The sequence below is a fragment of the Komagataeibacter diospyri genome (genome assembly GCF_043995075.1).
Taxonomy (GTDB): Bacteria; Pseudomonadota; Alphaproteobacteria; order Acetobacterales; family Acetobacteraceae; genus Komagataeibacter; species Komagataeibacter diospyri.
This window is the reverse complement of the sequence record NZ_CP171836.1, coordinates 3,181,304-3,198,833: the sequence shown is the minus strand read 5'-3', so window position 1 is coordinate 3,198,833 and position 17,530 is coordinate 3,181,304. Positions and strand designations below refer to the sequence as shown.

The 17,530-nt window shown below is 62.4% G+C and carries 11 protein-coding genes and 1 tRNA gene; 2 read left to right on the top strand and 10 right to left on the bottom strand.

Going from position 1 to position 17,530, the window contains the following annotated elements; genetic code table 11:
- Positions 1–19: 19 nt before the first annotated feature.
- The 10 genes from ACE2AA_RS14915 to ACE2AA_RS14870 form a co-directional block, all read right to left on the bottom strand.
- Entirely contained in the window at positions 20–733 is a 714-nt protein-coding gene (locus tag ACE2AA_RS14915; RefSeq protein WP_141262202.1) for a class I SAM-dependent methyltransferase, read from the bottom strand.
- A 224-nt stretch (positions 734–957) separates the two neighbouring features.
- On the bottom strand, positions 958–1,968 hold the full coding sequence (gene gshB / locus ACE2AA_RS14910) for a glutathione synthase (protein WP_141262201.1): 1,011 nt from the start codon (positions 1,966–1,968) through the stop codon (positions 958–960).
- 112 nt (positions 1,969–2,080) lie between these two features.
- Positions 2,081–2,617 carry a transcription elongation factor GreB gene (gene greB, locus ACE2AA_RS14905; protein WP_395370307.1) on the bottom strand — a complete coding sequence of 179 codons (537 nt, stop codon included), beginning with the start codon at positions 2,615–2,617 and terminating at the stop codon, positions 2,081–2,083.
- Positions 2,611–3,507: an aldose 1-epimerase gene (locus ACE2AA_RS14900; protein ID WP_395372229.1), complete on the bottom strand. Its 897-nt coding sequence runs from the start codon at positions 3,505–3,507 to the stop codon at positions 2,611–2,613. Before ACE2AA_RS14900 ends, greB begins: the two co-directional genes overlap by 7 nt.
- Before the next feature lie 46 nt (positions 3,508–3,553).
- Positions 3,554–5,800, bottom strand: a complete 2,247-nt coding sequence (gene uvrB / locus ACE2AA_RS14895; RefSeq protein ID WP_395370305.1) for an excinuclease ABC subunit UvrB — start codon at positions 5,798–5,800, stop codon at positions 3,554–3,556.
- A gap of 70 nt (positions 5,801–5,870) precedes the next feature.
- On the bottom strand, positions 5,871–7,262 hold the full coding sequence (locus ACE2AA_RS14890) for an ABC1 kinase family protein (protein WP_395370303.1): 1,392 nt from the start codon (positions 7,260–7,262) through the stop codon (positions 5,871–5,873).
- Complete coding sequence (locus ACE2AA_RS14885) at positions 7,243–9,096, bottom strand: M3 family oligoendopeptidase (RefSeq protein WP_141262197.1); 1,854 nt, start codon at positions 9,094–9,096, stop codon at positions 7,243–7,245. The genes ACE2AA_RS14890 and ACE2AA_RS14885 overlap by 20 nt, the downstream gene beginning before the upstream one ends.
- A 196-nt stretch (positions 9,097–9,292) precedes the next feature.
- Positions 9,293–13,822: a glutamate synthase large subunit gene (gltB, locus tag ACE2AA_RS14880; protein ID WP_395372227.1), complete on the bottom strand. Its 4,530-nt coding sequence runs from the start codon at positions 13,820–13,822 to the stop codon at positions 9,293–9,295.
- 5 nt (positions 13,823–13,827) lie between these two features.
- Complete coding sequence (locus tag ACE2AA_RS14875; RefSeq protein WP_141302366.1) at positions 13,828–15,282, bottom strand: NAD(P)-dependent oxidoreductase; 1,455 nt, start codon at positions 15,280–15,282, stop codon at positions 13,828–13,830.
- A gap of 165 nt (positions 15,283–15,447) precedes the next feature.
- Positions 15,448–16,341: a complex I NDUFA9 subunit family protein gene (locus ACE2AA_RS14870; protein ID WP_141302364.1), complete on the bottom strand. Its 894-nt coding sequence runs from the start codon at positions 16,339–16,341 to the stop codon at positions 15,448–15,450.
- Positions 16,342–16,538: 197 nt separating this feature from the next.
- Between ACE2AA_RS14870 and ACE2AA_RS14865 the strand changes: the two genes are divergently transcribed.
- Both ACE2AA_RS14865 and ACE2AA_RS14860 read left to right on the top strand, forming a co-directional pair.
- Positions 16,539–16,625: transfer RNA gene (locus tag ACE2AA_RS14865), tRNA-Leu, on the top strand.
- Between the two features lie 251 nt (positions 16,626–16,876).
- Positions 16,877–17,524, top strand: coding sequence for a ribonuclease D (locus tag ACE2AA_RS14860; protein ID WP_395370300.1), 648 nt, complete (start codon positions 16,877–16,879; stop codon positions 17,522–17,524).
- Positions 17,525–17,530 lie beyond the last annotated feature (6 nt).

Below are 17,530 nucleotides of genomic sequence, written 5' to 3'. Positions count from 1 at the left end.
TGGCCGTCCGCTGCGGGATTTATGCCACCATGGGACTGGCACAGCTATCCGCTTCGCGCGGCAGCGTGACCAGGGTGAACAGTCCAGCAGGCGGCACCGGCTGCAGCGTCGCACGCCGCAGGTCAGCGGGCGGCAGCAGCGATTCAATGGCAAAATCGGGATGCCACCCCAGCGAGTGCGAAGCCCGCGCCATGCCGCGTTCAACCGCCAGCCGCACACCGCCCTGCGCCAGGAAGTGATTGACGAACAGGATATGCCCACCCGGCTTGACCACACGCTTGAGTTCCGCCAGCAGCGCACGCGGATGCGGCACGACGGACGCGACAAACATCGCCACCGCGATATCGAACGTGCCATCGGCAAACTTCGTTGCCTCGGCATCCATTTCCAGCAGGTCATCCACGTTGGACAGATGCTGCCGCCTTACGCGCAGGCGTGCGCGTTCCAGCATGTCACCGGACAGGTCGATGCCGGTAATATGCTTGTCCTTGCGGTAATACGGCAGCGCAAGACCCGTGCCCACGCCCACTTCCAGCACCCGCGAACCGGGCAGGGTGTTGACGGCTTCGACCGCGCGCTTGCGCCCGAAGGCTGAAATGCTGCCGAATACGGCATCATACACGCTGGCCCAGCGGCGGTACGCCGCCTTGACCGCAGCCGCGTCCAGCGCGGATTTGGGGGAAGGTATTTCCACGACTTTCTCGGCAGCCTCATCATGCAGAACGTCACTCATCAGGCTGCTCCCATGCCAAGGCCATGGAAGACGGCACATCCGGCCCGCTCCCGTGCTGCATCCGCCATGATCAAATCCGTCCCGTTCTGCTGCATTACACTTCCACCTGACCTGCCCACGCGCCACCCGGCCCGTGCGACCGTCCGTAATCCCTGCCCGATGCCATGCCACATGGCACGACAGCCACGACCATCGTGCCTGCCATGGACACCGTTTCCCAATTCCTACGCGTCCACGCCGCCCGTGACCAGACGGGACACGATCGCATCCCATATCAGACCCGCGGTATTGATACCGTCAAAACGGTCGATTTCCTGCAGGCCGGTCGGTGAGGTGACATTGATTTCGGTCAACCATTCACCAATCACGTCGATTCCGACAAAAATAAGTCCCTGTTCACGCAGCATCGGGCCGATCGTGTCACAGATTTCCCGGTCCCGCGCAGTCAGTTCCGCACGCACCGGCCTGCCGCCCACATGCATGTTCGACCGCGTCTCCCCTTCCGCCGGGATCCGGTCAATCGCACCCACCGGCACGCCATCAACCAGGATAATGCGCTTGTCGCCACGCCGCACGGCGGGTTCGTAGCGCTGGATCATCAGCGGTTCACGTGACCGGGCAAAATGCATTTCCAGCAGGGCGTTCAGGTTGGGATCGTCTTCCCGGATACGGAAAACGCCTGCCCCCCCGTTGCCAAACAGCGGTTTTACGATGATGTCGCGCCATTTTGCACGAAATTCCAGTATCGCCTTCACATCCCATGTCACCAGCGTGGGCGGCATGAGGTCGGGATAATGCGTGACCAGTATCTTTTCAGGCGCATTGCGCACGGCGGCGGGGTTGTTCACCACCAGCGCGCGATCCGGTCCGATGCCATGGATATGTTCAAGAATATGGGTCGCGGTAATATAGGCCATGTCGAATGGCGGATCCTGACGCATCAGCACCACGTCCATATCAGCAAGGTTGATGACCTGTTCCGGCCCGAAGGCCGCATGGTCGCCTGCCCTGCGCCGCACCGTGACCGGACGGGCACGGGCGGTGACGCGGTCGGTGCGCTGGCCACCCTGTGGCGCGGTCCGTCCCTCGCTCAGGCTCAGGGCCTCGACCTGATAGACAAACAGTTCATATCCCCGGGCCTGCGCCTCCAGCATCATGGCAAAAGTGGAATCACCGTTGATGTCGATACCGCCAAGCGGGTCCATCTGGACAGCAACCTTCAGGGGGCGTGACATAGGCAGGTTTTCTCCACGCGGAACAGGGCTGGTTCATGCTGGCAGCCAGGGGGCAGGGCCAATCGGGAACAAACGTCATAATATGCCTTTGCCCCCACGGCCAGCCCCCTTCTTACGGCGTGGATGGATAGGAAATGGCGAGGACCTCGATCATTTCCTCGCCACGCGGAGTGACCAGACGGACCTCATCCCCCACACCCGCACGCATGAGCGCCCGCGCAACGGGGGAGACAAGACTGATCTGGCCAGCCGCCATATCGGCTTCATCCACGCCAAGTATGGTAACGGTCCGTTCCTCGTCACGTTCAGTGACATAGGTGACCGTCGCGCCAAAAAACACACGGTTGCGCTGCGGCTGGGCCGACGGGTCGACAATGATGGCGTTATCGATGCGCCTGGTCAGGAACCGGATGCGGCGATCAATTTCACGCAGGCGACGCTTGCCATACTGGTAATCACCATTTTCCGACCGGTCGCCATTACCTGCCGCCCAGGACACGATTTCCACGATCTTTGGCCGTTCGTCACGCAGCAGGGCGTTGAGTTCTTCGCGCATGGCAGCGATACCGCCGGGTGTAATATAACATGACAGACCGCCCTGTGTCGGCCTGCCCCCTTTCGCTGCGGGTTGCGGGCGGGTCGTCAGCATCGTGCCACCGTCATGCGAACATGCCCTTCCATCACCTGTCCGGGCGCCAGCGCGCGCACGCCGCTATCGGCGATGGTGGTGCGGTTGAAGCCGTCATTCATGTTGCTGACCGGCTCCAGCCCGATATAGGGCAGTTCCGGTGGCGTAAACAGCACGAGGTGGGAAAGTTCCGGGCTGCCTTCCACCGTCAGGGCATATCCTGCCCGTGGCCAGCGCAGGAAGGCGCTGCCCGACCACCCGGCGTAACAGTTGTCGATCGGCGCATGGCCTGCGTCGCGCATATGGGCGAATGACCAGTCCCCTTCCGCCGGGATCCGCAGCAGTGGCAGGTGATCCGGCCCGTTTGTCCACACGCTGCTTGCGACGAACCCCAGTTTCAGCCCCGAATGACGGGGAAAATAGGGATGGAAGCCAATGCCCACCGGCTGGTCACGCGTATCGGTATTTTCCAGCAGGATCCCGATCGACAGTCCCGCTTCATGCAGGTCATAACGTAGCTGGGCGCGATAGCTGAATGGCCACTGTCCCGCATAGGCACCAGACGGGGTATGATCGAGGGCCAGGGTCGCGCTGCTGTCGGACAATAGCGCGATTCGCCACCGCCGCTGCCATCCATTGCCATGAATGGCGCAGTCTTCCCCCGCGAAGCTGGGGGCAAGGTGGTAGTCCACCCCTTCGAAATGGAAATGATCACCCGCCACCCGGTTGGAAAACGGCACCAGCGGATAACCCGCCACCGCGCGACCGTGCTGGGCCACAAGATGCGGATCACTGACGGGACGCAGGAATTCCATGCCCGCCCCGTTACGCCAGAACGCGATACTGCCCCCAACCTCGGGCAGCAGACCAAGGCTCATGCCGCCTGCACGCAGCTCCAGCGTGGGGGACATGCTCCGTTCCCGCTGTCCGGCGCAGGGCTGGGGCTGTGCGCCTGTCCTATCGTCCACGCCGCTTTCCCCTTCCCTTTGCCTGATCGGGGTCATAGCCACCGCCCCCCGGACCCAGCGGCACCGGGCCACGGTTGCGCCGGGCTATTGCCTTCGGGCTGGTGCCCGGCCGTCCCGCGCTGGATTGCGGCAGGGGCGGTGGTTCCATGCCCAGCTCCAGCGCCTCCAGCCTGCGGATTTCGTCGCGCAGACGGGCCGCGGTCTCGAATTCCAGTTCGGCCGAAGCCGCGCGCATCTTCTTTTCCAGATCGGCAATCGCCGCCTTGTAGTCCTTGCCCACCATTTCCTGCACGCTGCCATCCGCCGTGGGCGTGACGGTGACGTAATCCTGCTCGAACACCGAGGATATGGCCTCCCCGATATGCTTGCGCACCGATTGGGGGGTAATGCCGTGTTCCTCGTTCCACAGGCTCTGCTTTTCGCGCCTGCGGGCGGTTTCCTCGATGGCGTAGGCAAGGCTGTCGGTCATCTTGTCGGCATATAGCAGTACCCGGCCATCCACGTTACGCGCGGCGCGCCCGATCGTCTGGATCAGCGACGTGCGTGAGCGCAGGAAGCCTTCCTTGTCCGCATCCAGAATGGCGACCAGCGAGCATTCGGGAATATCCAGCCCCTCACGCAGGAGGTTGATGCCAATCAGCACGTCAAACGCGCCAAGCCGCAGGTCACGGATGATCTCGATGCGTTCCAGCGTATCCACATCCGAATGCAGGTAGCGCACGCGGATACCGGCTTCGTTCATGTATTCGGTCAGGTCTTCGGCCATGCGCTTGGTCAGCGTCGTGACCAGCACGCGCCCGCCATCGGCAATGGTCAGGCGGCATTCGGCCAGCAGGTCATCCACCTGATGTTCGACAGGGCGGACAATGGTGACCGGATCGATCAGGCCCGTCGGGCGGATGACCTGTTCAGCGAACACGCCATCAGTACGGCGCATTTCCCACGGACCGGGGGTGGCACTGACGAACACGGTCTGGGGACGGTAGGAATCCCATTCAGCAAAGGTCAGCGGACGGTTATCAAGGCAGGACGGCAGGCGAAAGCCGAATTCCGCCAGCACGGATTTACGTGCGTGATCGCCCCGTTCCATCCCGCCAATCTGCGGCACGGTCACGTGGCTTTCATCCACGATCAGCAGCGCATCCTCGGGCAGGTATTCAAACAGGGTGGGCGGCGGTTCACCCGGTGCGCGACCGGACAGGTAGCGTGAATAGTTCTCGATCCCCTTGCACACGCCTGTCGTCTCGATCATTTCAAGGTCGAAAGTCGTGCGCTGCTGCAGCCGCTCGGCTTCCAGCAGCTTGCCTTCCCCGGTAAAGCGGGCCAGCGTTTCGCGCAGTTCCTGCTTTATGCCCGTCATCGCCTGCGTCAGCGTGGGGCGCGGGGTAACGTAATGGCTGTTGGCGTAAATGCTGATGGATTCCAGGTCACCGGTCTTTTCACCCGTCAGCGGGTCGAATTCGATGATTTCATCAATCTCGTCGCCAAACAGGCTGATGCGCCAGGCGCGATCCTCGTTCTGGACGGGAAAGACATCAATCGTCTCGCCACGCACGCGGAAGGTGCCGCGCTGGAAGGCCGCGTCATTGCGGCGGTACTGCAGTTCAACCAGCCCCTTTATCAGCCTGTCGCGGTCGATTTCACCACCGACCTCCAGCTTGACCACCATGCGCGAATAGGTCTCGACCGAGCCGATACCGTAGATGCACGACACCGAAGCGACGATGATGACATCGTTGCGTTCCAGCAGCGCCTGCGTTGCGGCATGGCGCATACGGTCGATCTGTTCGTTAATCTGGCTGTCTTTTTCGATATACGTATCCGACCGGGGCACATACGCTTCGGGCTGGTAGTAATCGTAGTAGCTGACAAAATACTCGACCGCGTTATCGGGAAAGAACTGCTTCATTTCCGCATAAAGCTGGGCGGCGAGCGTCTTGTTGGGGGCAAGCACCAGCGTCGGCTTCTGCGTCGCCTCGATGATCTTGGCCATGGTGAAGGTCTTGCCCGACCCGGTCACGCCCAGCAGGACCTGATCGCGTTCGCCCCCCTCCACGCCGCTGACCAGTTCGGCAATGGCCGTGGGCTGGTCGCCTGCGGGTTCATAGGGGGAATGGACCCTGAATTTGTTGGTCTTGGGTTTTGCGGGCTGACGTTCGGGCTGGAACAGGACAGGCATGTCCGCCGGATCAATGTCAGTCGTCTTTTTCTTCTTGCTGCGCGATGCTGTTGCCATGGCTACAGACAGTGGGGACGCAACCGCCGCGACACAAGGGCGCCGTGTCGGTGTCTTGTCCCCTTTTCCTTCAGTTCCGTGACCCGAGCGGCGCAGGCACCCTGGCGGTGCGCAGGGCTTCGGCCTGCCTGCGGGCCAGCGCGGCCTCGTTAAAGTCGCCAGCCAGTTCCTGAAACAGTTCGTGCCAGTTCACCTTGGCCTTCAGGCGCAGGAACACGCTGCCCAGCCCCACGGCGGAACGGTCCACCAGCACGAATTCACGCGGCGGCTGCACGCCTCCGGTGCGTTTCAGGCCATTATAGACGCGTTCGGCCACGGCGCGGCCATACTGGGGGTCGTTATCTTCCTGAATGAAGCGTTCCCGGTCATCAAGCAGCGGGCCATAGATGAAGCGCGCCCATTCATTAAGCACCCGCACCGTATCACGCGACAGGTTGACGAAGCCCCATGCTTCATACGCATGCATGGCCAGATCCTCGTCATCCGTCTCGATCGCGCGGTGCAGATCGATGATGCCCTGCACGAAGCGTGAGGGAAAAATCCGGATCGCACCGAAATCCAGCAGGTTGATGCCGTAATCATCGCGCACGGTGAAATTGCCCATATGCGGGTCACCATGGATGACGCCATACCGGTACAGCGGCGCATACCACGCGCGGAACAGGGCGCGGGCCATGCGGTTGCGCTCCTCCTGCGTGGGATTGGTGTCCAGCACCTGCTGGATGCCACGTCCATTGACCCATTCCATGGTCAGCAGACGCTGGGTACACAACGCGTCCACCGGCTGGGGAATGGTGATGTCCTCGAATTCCGACAGCATCAGGTGATACAGCCGCATGTTCGCGGCTTCACGCAGATAGTCCAGTTCCTCATACAGCCGGTCCTGCAGTTCCTCCAGCACGTCATCCTGACAGATCGTGCTGTCCAGCCGGTAGAACAGGCTCACTGCCAGGCGAAACTGCTTGAGGTCGGATTCGACCGTGGATTTCATGTCCGGGTACTGCAGCTTGCACGCGACCTCGCGCCCGTCAGGCAGCACCGCACGATGCACCTGCCCAAGACTTGCGGCAGCCGACGCCTCGCGGTTGAAAGAGCGGAAATTGCGCTCCCAGTTCGGCCCCAGTTCGGCGGACATGCGGCGGCGGACGAAGTTCCATCCCATGGGCGGCGCATTGGCCTGAAGCTGCGCCAGTTCCTTGGCATATTCCTCCGGCAGGGCACCGGGAATGGTGGACAGAAGCTGCGCACCCTTCATCAGCGGCCCCTTCAGCCCGCCAAGGACGCTTTTCAGATCCTCGGCATGGATGGACTGGTTGGAGCGGAAACCCATCTTGTGCCCGGCGATACGCGCGGCAATGCCACCCACAGTCCCCGATGTGCGCACCATGCGACGGAATTCACCAAACAGGCCGGTATTATCGATATTCCGTTCATCCGCCACGTCAGACACGCTCCAGTTCATCAATAAATCCGGCGATCACATCCAGCCCCTTCTGCCAGAACCCGGGATCCGCCGCATCCAGCCCGAAGGGGGCCAGCAGTTCACGATGCCGTCTGGTCCCGCCAGCCTTCAGCATGTCGAGATACTTGTCCTGAAAACCCGGATGGCCGGACCGGAACACCCCATATAGCGCGTTTACCAGACAATCGCCAAAGGCATAGGCATACACATAGAACGGTGAATGGATGAAATGGGGGATATAGGTCCAGTACACATCGTAATCTGGCGTGAAATTGAAGGCCGGGCCAAGGCTTTCGACCTGTGTCTGGCGCCAGATTTCCCCGATACGGGCGGGCAGCAGTTCGCCATGGCGGCGTTCTTCATGCACCAGCATCTCAAAACGGTAGAAGGCGATCTGGCGCACGACGGTGTTGAGCATGTCCTCCACCTTGGCCGCCAGCATGAGCCTGCGCCGCTGGGGATCGGTCTGGGCGTCGAGCAGCGCGCGGAAGGTCAGCATTTCACCAAACACGCTGGCGGTTTCCGCCAGTGTCAGCGGCGTGCTGGACATAAGGTAACCCTGCTTTCCCGCCAGCACCTGATGCACGCCATGGCCCAGTTCATGCGCCAGCGTCATCACGTCGCGCGTGCGCCCACGGTAATTGAGCAGCAGGTAGGGATGCACCGATGGCACGGCAGGGTGGGCAAACGCGCCTGACGCCTTGCCCGGCACGGGAGGGGCATCGATCCATGCGTGGTCGAAAAACTGCTTCGCCACCGTGCCCATGCGCGGATCGAAACCCTCATAGGCCGTCATGACCTGCTTCGTTGCCTCCGCCCACGGGATCAGCGGTTCGTCCTGCGTGGTCAGCGGCGCATTGCGGTCCCAGTATTCCAGCTTTTCCAGCCCCAGCCATTTGGCCTTGAGCGCATAATAACGATGGGACAGGCGGGGATAGGCCTCGGTCACGGCCTGAACCAGCGCATCGACAACTTCATCCTCGACCATATTGGCGCAGTTACGTGCCGAGGTCGGACGCGGGTAATGGCGCAACCCGTCCACAATGGCCTTGTCCTTGGCCAGCGTGTTCGTAATCAGTGAAAACAGCTTCACGTTACGGCCCAGTTCATCACCAATGGCGCGGGCTGCATGTTCGCGCACCGTCCGGTCCGGGCTGGACATGGTGTCCAGTGCATTGCCCAGCGTGGTATCCTCGCCGCCGACACGCACGCGCAGGCCGGCCATCGTCTCGTCAAACAGGCGGTTCCATGCAGCAGCCCCCGTGACGGATTTTTCGTGCAGGACGGCTTCGACCTCATCAGACAGCTGATAGGGACGGAACACCCGCAGGTCGCGCAGGAATGGCGCCCAGTGCGCAAGGGCCGGGTCACTCATCTGCGCACCCAGTCCGTCATCGGAAATCCGGTTGATTTCCAGTGTGAAGAACAGAAGATGCGTGGAAATGGCGGTCAGCCGTTCATTGACCGACTGCGCGAAACGGGCCACGTCGGAATCCGATGTATTGGCCGCGAACAGAAGCTGGGCATAGGACCCGGCGCGGCCCAGCACTTCGTCAATCCGCTGGTATTCGGCAATGGCCTGCGCCAGTTCGCCCCCGGTCACGGCAGCCAGCCGCCCCTGCCATGCGCGTGAAAACGCCTGCGCGTCCGCATCTGCCTGATCAAGGTCGATTGCAAGCTGCGGCGAATCCGGCCCGTCATACAGGTCTGACAGATCCCAGCGCGGCAGCCCGGCCAGTGCGGATGCGCCGCCTGCTGGCTGGCCTGCATTCCCATGCACGGGGAAAAGACCGGCGGCACCGGCCTGGGGGGCGGAAAAATACGCTTTGGACATAGATCGAGCACCAACCATCAGATCGGGCGAAGCCTGCGCACATGCGCATGCCCCGCGATTCCCATATGGTGAATCTAGTGCGTCCGGGCGCAACGCGCGACCCCGCCCGTCGATATTCTGCCCTGAATACAGATGGGGCCGGACATTCCTGCCCGGCCCCACCATGCCTGTACAATAGGGAAAACCAGCCCTGCGGTCAGGCGCCACGCGCCATGGCGGGGGCTTCGAACCCGATGACACGTGCATATTCCTTGGGCACGACATGCCAGAAACGCGGCAGGGTCTTATCCCAGTTATGCAGCAGCAGCTCGGCATAGCGACTGCCGGTTTCGCGTGTATGGGTTTCCACCTGTTCACGCAGCATGGCTTCCCATTTCGGGTCCTGCACGCGGCACCACATGACCGTATCGGGGTTGACGCGCTCGGCAAACGTGCCGCTGGCGTCATAGACAAAGGCCATGCCGCCGGTGAAGCCCGCGCCGAAATTGTCGCCAATTTCCCCCAGGATCACCACCGTACCGCCGGTCATGTATTCACACCCGTTCGAACCACACCCCTCGACCACGGCAGTGGCGCCGGAGTTACGCACCGCGAAGCGTTCGCCCGCCTGCCCCGCCGCATACAGCGCACCGGCTGTTGCGCCATACAGGACGGTGTTGCCGACAATCGCGTTTTCATTCGACACAAGGCTGGAGGACGGCGATGTCCGCACCACGATGGTCGCCCCCGACAGACCCTTGCCGACATAGTCGTTCGCATCGCCCAGCACCTCAAGCTTGAGGCCCTGTACCGCGAACGCACCCAGCGACTGCCCCGCCGAACCGCGCAGCCGCACCGTCAGGTGCCCCGGCGCCAGCGTGGTCATGCCGAACTGCCGCACGATCAGGGAGGAGATGCGCGTGCCGATGGCGCGATGCGTGTTCTGCACGTTGTATTGCAGCTGCATCTTCTCGCCATGGTCGAACAGCGGGCGCGCGTCAGCGATCATCTGCGCATCCAGCGTCTCGGGCACCTCGTTGCGGCCTTCACGCGTGCAGTAGCGGCCATAGGGGCCGGGATCGGCCTGTGCCAGCAGCGAGTTGAGGTCAAGGTCATCAAGATAGTCCGCACCACGCAGCACCTGGTGCAGCAGGTCGGTGCGACCGATGATCTCGTTGAGCGTAGTGAAGCCCAGCGAGGCCAGGATGTTGCGCACGTCCTCGGCAATGAAGGAGAACAGGTTGATCACCTTCTCCGGCGTGCCCTCGAACTTGCGGCGCAGTTCATCATCCTGCGTGCACACGCCAACGGGGCAGGTGTTGGAATGGCATTGGCGCACCATGATGCAGCCCATGGCCACGAGGCTGGCCGTACCAATGCCGAACTCTTCTGCACCCAGCATGGCAGCAATCACTACGTCACGACCGGTCTTCAGGCCGCCATCGGTGCGCAGTTTCACCCGGTGCCGCAGGCGGTTGAGCATCAGGACCTGATGCGCCTCCGCCAGACCCAGTTCCCACGGCATGCCCGCATATTTGACCGAGGACTGGGGGCTTGCGCCCGTACCGCCGGAATGGCCCGAAATCAGGATCGCATCCGCCTTGGCCTTGGCCACGCCTGCCGCGATCGTGCCGATGCCTGAACGCGCGACCAGCTTCACGGTCACGGTGGCCTCGGGGTTGATCTGCTTGAGGTCGTAGATCAGCTGGGCCAGATCCTCGATCGAGTAGATGTCATGATGCGGCGGGGGCGAGATCAGGGTCACGCCCTCCGTCGCATGGCGCAGCTTCGCGATCAGGCCGGTCACCTTGAAGCCGGGCAGCTGCCCGCCCTCACCCGGCTTGGCACCCTGCGCCATCTTGATCTCGATCTCGCGACAGTCGTTCAGATACTGCGCGGTCACGCCAAAACGGCCCGACGCGATCTGCTTGATGGCGGACGACGCATTGTCGCCATTGGGGCGCGGCTTGGCGCGTGCGGGGTCTTCACCACCCTCACCCGAATCGGACTTGGCACCGATGCGGTTCATGGCGATGGACAGCGTCTCATGCGCTTCGGGGCTGAGCGCGCCCAGCGAGATGCCGGGTGCGATCAGGCGCTTGCGCAGTTCGGTAATGCTTTCGACCGATTCCACGGGAATGGGCGTGCGCCCGCCACGAAAGTCCAGCAGGTCACGCAGGGCCACCGGCGGCTGACGACGCACGGCATCGGCATAACGCTGGTAGACCGAGAAGCTGCCGGTGGAAACCGCCGTCTGCAGCATGTGGATCAGGTTGCCGTCAAACGCATGCACTTCACCGCTGCGGCGCAGCTTGTAGCGGCCACCCACGGACAGGGTTTCGACCTGTTTGTTCCATGCCTTGTGATGGAAGCTCAGCACATTGCGCGCGATGCCGGTCAGGCCGATGCCGGAAATACGCGAAGGCATGCCGGGGAAGAATTCCGCCGTCAGCGCGCGCGACAGCCCGATGGCCTCGAAATTATAGCCGCCACGATACGACGCCACGATGGAAATACCCATCTTGGACATGATCTTCAGCAGGCCCTTGTTGACCGCCTTGCGGTACCGCTCCACCGACTCGCTCAGCGTCAGCTTGCCGAACAGGCCGCGGCGGTGACGGTCGGCAATGCTTTCCTGCGCCAGGTACGAGTTGACCGTGGTCGCTCCCACCCCGATCGTCACCGCAATCGCATGTACATCGAGCGCACCCGCCGAACGAACGTTGAGCGATGTGAACGTGCGCAGCGACTGGCGCACGAGGTGCGTATGCACCGCCGCCGTAGCCAGGATCATGGGGATATAGGCACGATCACCGGACTGGTGTTCGTCGGTCAGGAACACATGCGTGCAGCCCTGGCGCACGCGGTCCTCGGCCTCGGCACGGATACGGGCGATGGCGGCGCGCAAACCCGCTTCCCCGTCGGCTGCGGGAAAGGTGCAGTCGATGATGCACGCGTTCTTGCCACAGAAATCGACCAGCGCCTGGAATTCGCCCGTGGTCAGCACCGGGGAGGGAAGCTGGAGCAGGTCGCACTGGCTCTCGTTTTCCTCAAGGATGTTGCCAAGGTTGCCCAGCCGGGTCACGAGGCTCATCACCCGCGTTTCACGCAGGCTGTCGATGGGCGGATTGGTGACCTGGCTGAACGCCTGACGGAAGTAATGCGCCAGACCACGGTAACGGGTGGACAGCACCGCCAGTGGCGTATCGTCACCCATTGACCCGATGGCTTCGGACGCGGTTTCCACCATCGGCTGCAGGATGGTTTCAAGATCTTCCAGCGTCAGACCAACAGCCAGCTGGCGACGGCGCAGGTTTTCCGCGTCATACAGCACGGGTTCGCTGCCATCAGGGCGGACAATGCTGGAGATTTCCTGAGTGCGCCTGACCCAGGCCGAGAAATCCTGCCGGCCCGACAGTTCATCAAGCAGTTCCTGATTGCTGTAGAGCTTCGCGGTTTTCAGGTCGAGCGCAAGCGACTGCCCCGGTCCAAGGCGGCCACGGCTTACGATCTCGGCTTCCGGCACCTTCACCATGCCGGTTTCAGAACCCACGATCAGCAGGCCCCCATCGGTAATGGTGTAGCGCAGCGGGCGCAGGCCACTGCGGTCCAGTCCCGCCACCATCCACCGGCCGTCTGTGGCGCACAGGGCGGCCGGGCCGTCCCATGGTTCCATCACGGCGTTGCAGTAGGAATACATGTCCTTGTGCCGCTGCGGCATGGCGGAATTGCCGCCGACGCTTGCCGGAATCATGAGGCACCGCGCCATGGGTGCGTCACGACCGGCGAAGGTCAGCAGTTCGAACACGTTGTCAAAGCATGCCGTGTCCGACCCCTGCGCCTGCACCACGGGCTTGAGATCATCCATGTACGGGTCAAGGATGGGATCGGCCAGACGGGTTTCGTGGCTTTTCATCCAGTTGACGTTGCCCGAAATGGTGTTGATCTCACCATTATGGGCCAGCCTGCGGAACGGCTGCGCCAGCTTCCATGTCGGGAAGGTGTTGGTCGAGTACCGCTGGTGATAGATGGCAAAGCGGCTGACGAAACGCGGGTCAAGCAGGTCGGGGTAGAATTCCGTCAGGTGTTCGGCCAGGAACATGCCCTTGTAGATCAGCGACCGGCACGACAGCGAACACACATACAGGTCTACCTGATTGGCAATCGCGCTTTTTTCGATCTTGCGACGGATCACATACAGGTCGCGCTCGAATTCGTCTTCCGTGCTGCCGGGCAGGTTGCGGATCAGGATCTGTTCGATCTCGGGGCGGGTGGCGTTGGCCTTTTCCCCGATGCAGTCAGTGTTGATGGGCACCTGACGCCAGCCATAGATGCTGTAACCGAAGGCAAGGATCTCGCTTTCGATGATCTGGCGGCAGCGTTCCTGTGCCGCGATATCGGTCTTGGGCAGGAAGATCATGCCCACCGCGATCTGGCTGTCCACGCCGCTTTCCGCGCCACCGGCATGGATCGCGTCGGCAAAGAAATCCTGCGGAATCTCGACATGGATGCCCGCGCCGTCGCCGGTCTTGCCATCGGCATCGACAGCACCCCGGTGCCACACGGCCTTCAGCGCCGCGATGCCAGCTTCCACCACGTCACGGCGCGGCCTGCCATCCAGGGCCGCGACCATGCCCACGCCACAGGCATCATGTTCATCGGCAGGGCTGTACAGGCCGGAAATGGCCTGTGCATTATCCTGCCATTCCTGAACGAAATCGGTGGACTGGGTTTCAAACTGATCCATCATGCTTACTCCGCCACCTCGGCCTGTGCGGCCGTCATTTCCTCAAGCCATGCGTGCATCTGGGCTGCCGCGTCACGCCCGTCGCGAATGGCCCACACCACCAGACTGGCCCCGCGCACGATGTCACCTGCGGCAAACACGCCGGGCAGGCTGGTCATGAATGTCTTGCGATCGACCATGAGCGTACCCCAGCGCGAGACCTCCAGTTCCGGCTGGCCCCACAGCGTGGGCAGCGGTTCCGGATCGAAGCCCAGTGCCTTGACCACCAGATCGGCTTCCAGCGTGAAGGCGCTGTTTTCCACTGGCTCGACAGACTGGCGGCCGCTGGCGTCGGGCAGGCCCAGCTTCATGCGACTGGCGCGCACGCCGCTTACAGATCCTTCGCCTTCGAACCCCTGCGGAGCGGCAAGCCATACGAACTCGACACCCTCTTCCTCGGCGTTCTTCACCTCACGCACCGATCCGGGCATGTTCGCCCGATCACGGCGGTACAGGCACTTGACGGACCTGGCACCCTGCCGGATCGCGGTGCGCACGCAGTCCATGGCCGTATCGCCACCGCCGATCACCACGACCGACTTGCCCGCAGCATTCAGTTCGCCATTATCATATTCCGCGACCCTGTCACCCAGCGAGACACGGTTGGACGCCGTCAGGTAATCCAGCGCGCGCACGATACCGCCAAGACCCGCGCCGGGGCCGCCAATATCGCGCGACTTGTAAACACCCGTTGCGATCAGCACGCCGTCATGGCGCGCGCGCAGGGTGGAAAACGCAATGCTGTCCGCGCCATCGGTATCGCCAATGCCCTTGCCCAGATGGAACTGGACGCCCGAGTCCACCAGCAGCTTATGCCGACGCAGAACGATGTCCTTTTCCAGCTTGAATCCGGGGATGCCATACATAAGCAGGCCGCCAATACGGTCGTAGCGGTCATAGACATGGACCTGATAACCCTGCTCGCGCAGCTGGACTGCGGCAGCCAGGCCACCGGGGCCTGCGCCGATGATGGCCACACTCTCGTCACGCTCGGCGACCGGCTTCACCGGCCTGACCCAGCCGTTATCAAAGGCGGTGTCGGTAATGTAGCGTTCGACCGCGCCGATGGTAACGCTTTCGAAGCCTTCCTCGATCACGCAGTTGCCTTCACACAGACGGTCCTGCGGGCAGATGCGGCCACAGATTTCGGGGAAGGTGTTGGTGGCGGACGACAGTTCATACGCCTCCTCCATCCGTCCTGCCGCCGTCATCATCAGCCAGTCGGGGATGTTGTTGCCCAGCGGACAGTGCACCGAACAGAACGGCACGCCGCACTGCGAACAGCGCGAGGCCTGCGCTTCGGCCTTGGCCGGCACGAATTCGGCGTAAATCTCGTTAAAGTCCTTGCGGCGCGCCTCGGCAGGCCGTTTGTCCGGCTGCTCCTGCGCCACAGAGACGAATTTCAGCATGCGCTCGGCCATCGGTCTGCCCCTGGTCTGCATAATGGAAGGACGCCCTGGTTACGCGGCACGCACCCACAGCGAGGCACAGACCTACGCAACACCCTGCCCAAATAAAAGACAGCAGTACTGACCTTATTCAAAGAAAATGCCAGAAATACGCGAAAATCCCAAGTTTTCTGGCACTCACCCCATTACCAGTCCCATGGGAGACGGCGTGATGCCCAGCATGTCGAGCGTGCGCGCGCCGGGGGCCACGACATTATCGACATACAGCATCCGGACCTGATCGCGCGTCAGCATCTTTCCGGGCAGGTGTTCCAGTACCGCCCCCTGAAGGGTCGCAAGCCACCGGGGCACCGCGAATAACGGACGCGGATGACCACTCCAGCGCGCCGCCCACGCCACGATCTGCCGCATGGTCAGGACCTGCGGGCCGCCAAATTCAAAAATGGCCCCCGCCATGTCCGCCCCCGTTGCGATACGGGCCATGCCTTCAGCCACATCGCCCACCCATACCGGCTGGAAACGGGTCGCCGCCCCGAACACCGGCACGATGGGCATGAACCGCGCCATGCGCGCGAACATGGCGGGAAAAGGACCATCCACCCCGAATATGAGCGAGGGACGGATGATGACCGCCTCCGGCATCGCACGGCTGACCACGCATTCGCCCTCCGCCTTGCTGCGGGCATAGGCGGAGGGGCTGGTGGCGTGCGCACCGAGCGCCGAGACATGGATCAGACGTTCAGCCCCGGAAGCCGCGGCCAGCCTTGCCACCCGCGCGGCGCCGTCCACATGGATGGCCTCGAACGTCTCGGCCCCACGGGGAGACAGAATTCCCACCAGGTTGATGACAAGGCTGCTGCCCTCGATCGCGGCGACGCACGCGCTTTCATCCGTGATGGACGCGACGACAGGCACCACCTGCCCCACATCTCCCAGCATCCGCAGTGTCGCCGCATTCGTTGCAGTGCGTCCGGCGACCCGCACCACATATCCCGCTCGCGCCAGCCGTCCGACCACGGACTGCCCCACGAACCCCGAACCGCCAAAAATCGTCGCGACCTTGCGTGTCATCGCCTGCCCCCGCCTGTGGCGCATGAGTGCGCCCCCACCGTTTTCCCATTTTACCCCCCGCACCGGCCTGCCGGAGGGGAAGAAAAGAAAAAATACGCCTGTTTTCAAAAAAATGCATTTACCCTGTTGACCGTACCGCCGGGCCGGACTAAACACCCCTCACACCACCCCGGCGGCCTCCGCTGGGGAGCCTCTGAGCCCAGATGGCGGAATTGGTAGACGCGCAGGTTTCAGGTACCTGTGGCCGCAAGGTCGTGGAAGTTCGAGTCTTCTTCTGGGCACCATCACTGAAAAATTGGTAACACTCCCCTCCGGGGATGGTCAGGGCAGCCCTTCTCGGGACTGCCCCGTTATCTTTTTGTCTGTTTCCCTGCGCAAATTGGTGTAAACCGCCCACGAATACCCATTTCACAGGCAGGCCCACGGTTCCCATGCCCCCTGCCGGTGGGATCGGGATACAACGAATGCCTTTCCTTGCGGTTGCGTTCCAGACCTGCCACCGTGAAGCCGAATATCGTGACGGAGCATTTTCCATATGGCTGTAAGCCCGGCCCCAGACGCCATCCATTTTCATCGCGGCGACCTGCCGGCCGACGTCACGTTTACCGGCGCCGTGGCCGTCGATACGGAAACGATGGGCCTGAACCCGCACCGGGACCGGCTATGTCTTGTGCAGCTTTCGGGGGGCGATGGCCATGCCCATCTGGTGCAGGTGCCTGCCGGCGTCACGGCGGCGGACTGCCCCAACCTGGTGCGCGCACTGACCGACCCCAGACTTCCGAAGCTCATGCATTTCGCACGATTTGACGTAGCGATCCTGCAGCATACGCTTGGTATTACGGTTGCGCCGAACATCTGTACCAAGATCGCCTCCAAGCTGGTGCGGACCTATACCGACCGCCACGGACTGGCGCATCTGTGCCGCGAACTGCTGGGGGTGGAACTGAGCAAGCAGCAGCAGACGTCCGACTGGGGCGCTGCGGAACTTACACCCGAACAGCGGGCCTATGCCGCATCCGATGTGCTGTACCTGCATGCCCTGTGGGAAAAGCTGGAGGCGCTGCTGCACCGTGAAAACCGTCGCGAACTGGCGCAGGCCTGTTACGATTTCCTTCCCGCCCGCGCCCGTCTGGATATCCTTGGATATGAGGATCCGGACATTTTCGCGCATCGCGCAGCCTGAATAATG

Coding starts and splice junctions, on each gene's coding strand:
- gshB (WP_141262201.1), bottom strand. CDS start 1,968: ATGTCACGCCCCCTGAAGGTTGCTGTCCAGATGGACCCGCTTGGCGGT.
- ACE2AA_RS14875 (WP_141302366.1), bottom strand. CDS start 15,282: ATGGCCGAGCGCATGCTGAAATTCGTCTCTGTGGCGCAGGAGCAGCCG.
- ACE2AA_RS14870 (WP_141302364.1), bottom strand. CDS start 16,341: ATGACACGCAAGGTCGCGACGATTTTTGGCGGTTCGGGGTTCGTGGGG.
- ACE2AA_RS14915 (WP_141262202.1), bottom strand. CDS start 733: ATGAGTGACGTTCTGCATGATGAGGCTGCCGAGAAAGTCGTGGAAATA.
- ACE2AA_RS14885 (WP_141262197.1), bottom strand. CDS start 9,096: ATGTCCAAAGCGTATTTTTCCGCCCCCCAGGCCGGTGCCGCCGGTCTT.
- uvrB (WP_395370305.1), bottom strand. CDS start 5,800: ATGGCAACAGCATCGCGCAGCAAGAAGAAAAAGACGACTGACATTGAT.
- greB (WP_395370307.1), bottom strand. CDS start 2,617: ATGCTGACGACCCGCCCGCAACCCGCAGCGAAAGGGGGCAGGCCGACA.
- gltB (WP_395372227.1), bottom strand. CDS start 13,822: ATGGATCAGTTTGAAACCCAGTCCACCGATTTCGTTCAGGAATGGCAG.
- ACE2AA_RS14900 (WP_395372229.1), bottom strand. CDS start 3,507: ATGTCCCCCACGCTGGAGCTGCGTGCAGGCGGCATGAGCCTTGGTCTG.
- ACE2AA_RS14890 (WP_395370303.1), bottom strand. CDS start 7,262: ATGAACTGGAGCGTGTCTGACGTGGCGGATGAACGGAATATCGATAAT.
- ACE2AA_RS14860 (WP_395370300.1), top strand. CDS start 16,877: ATGGCTGTAAGCCCGGCCCCAGACGCCATCCATTTTCATCGCGGCGAC.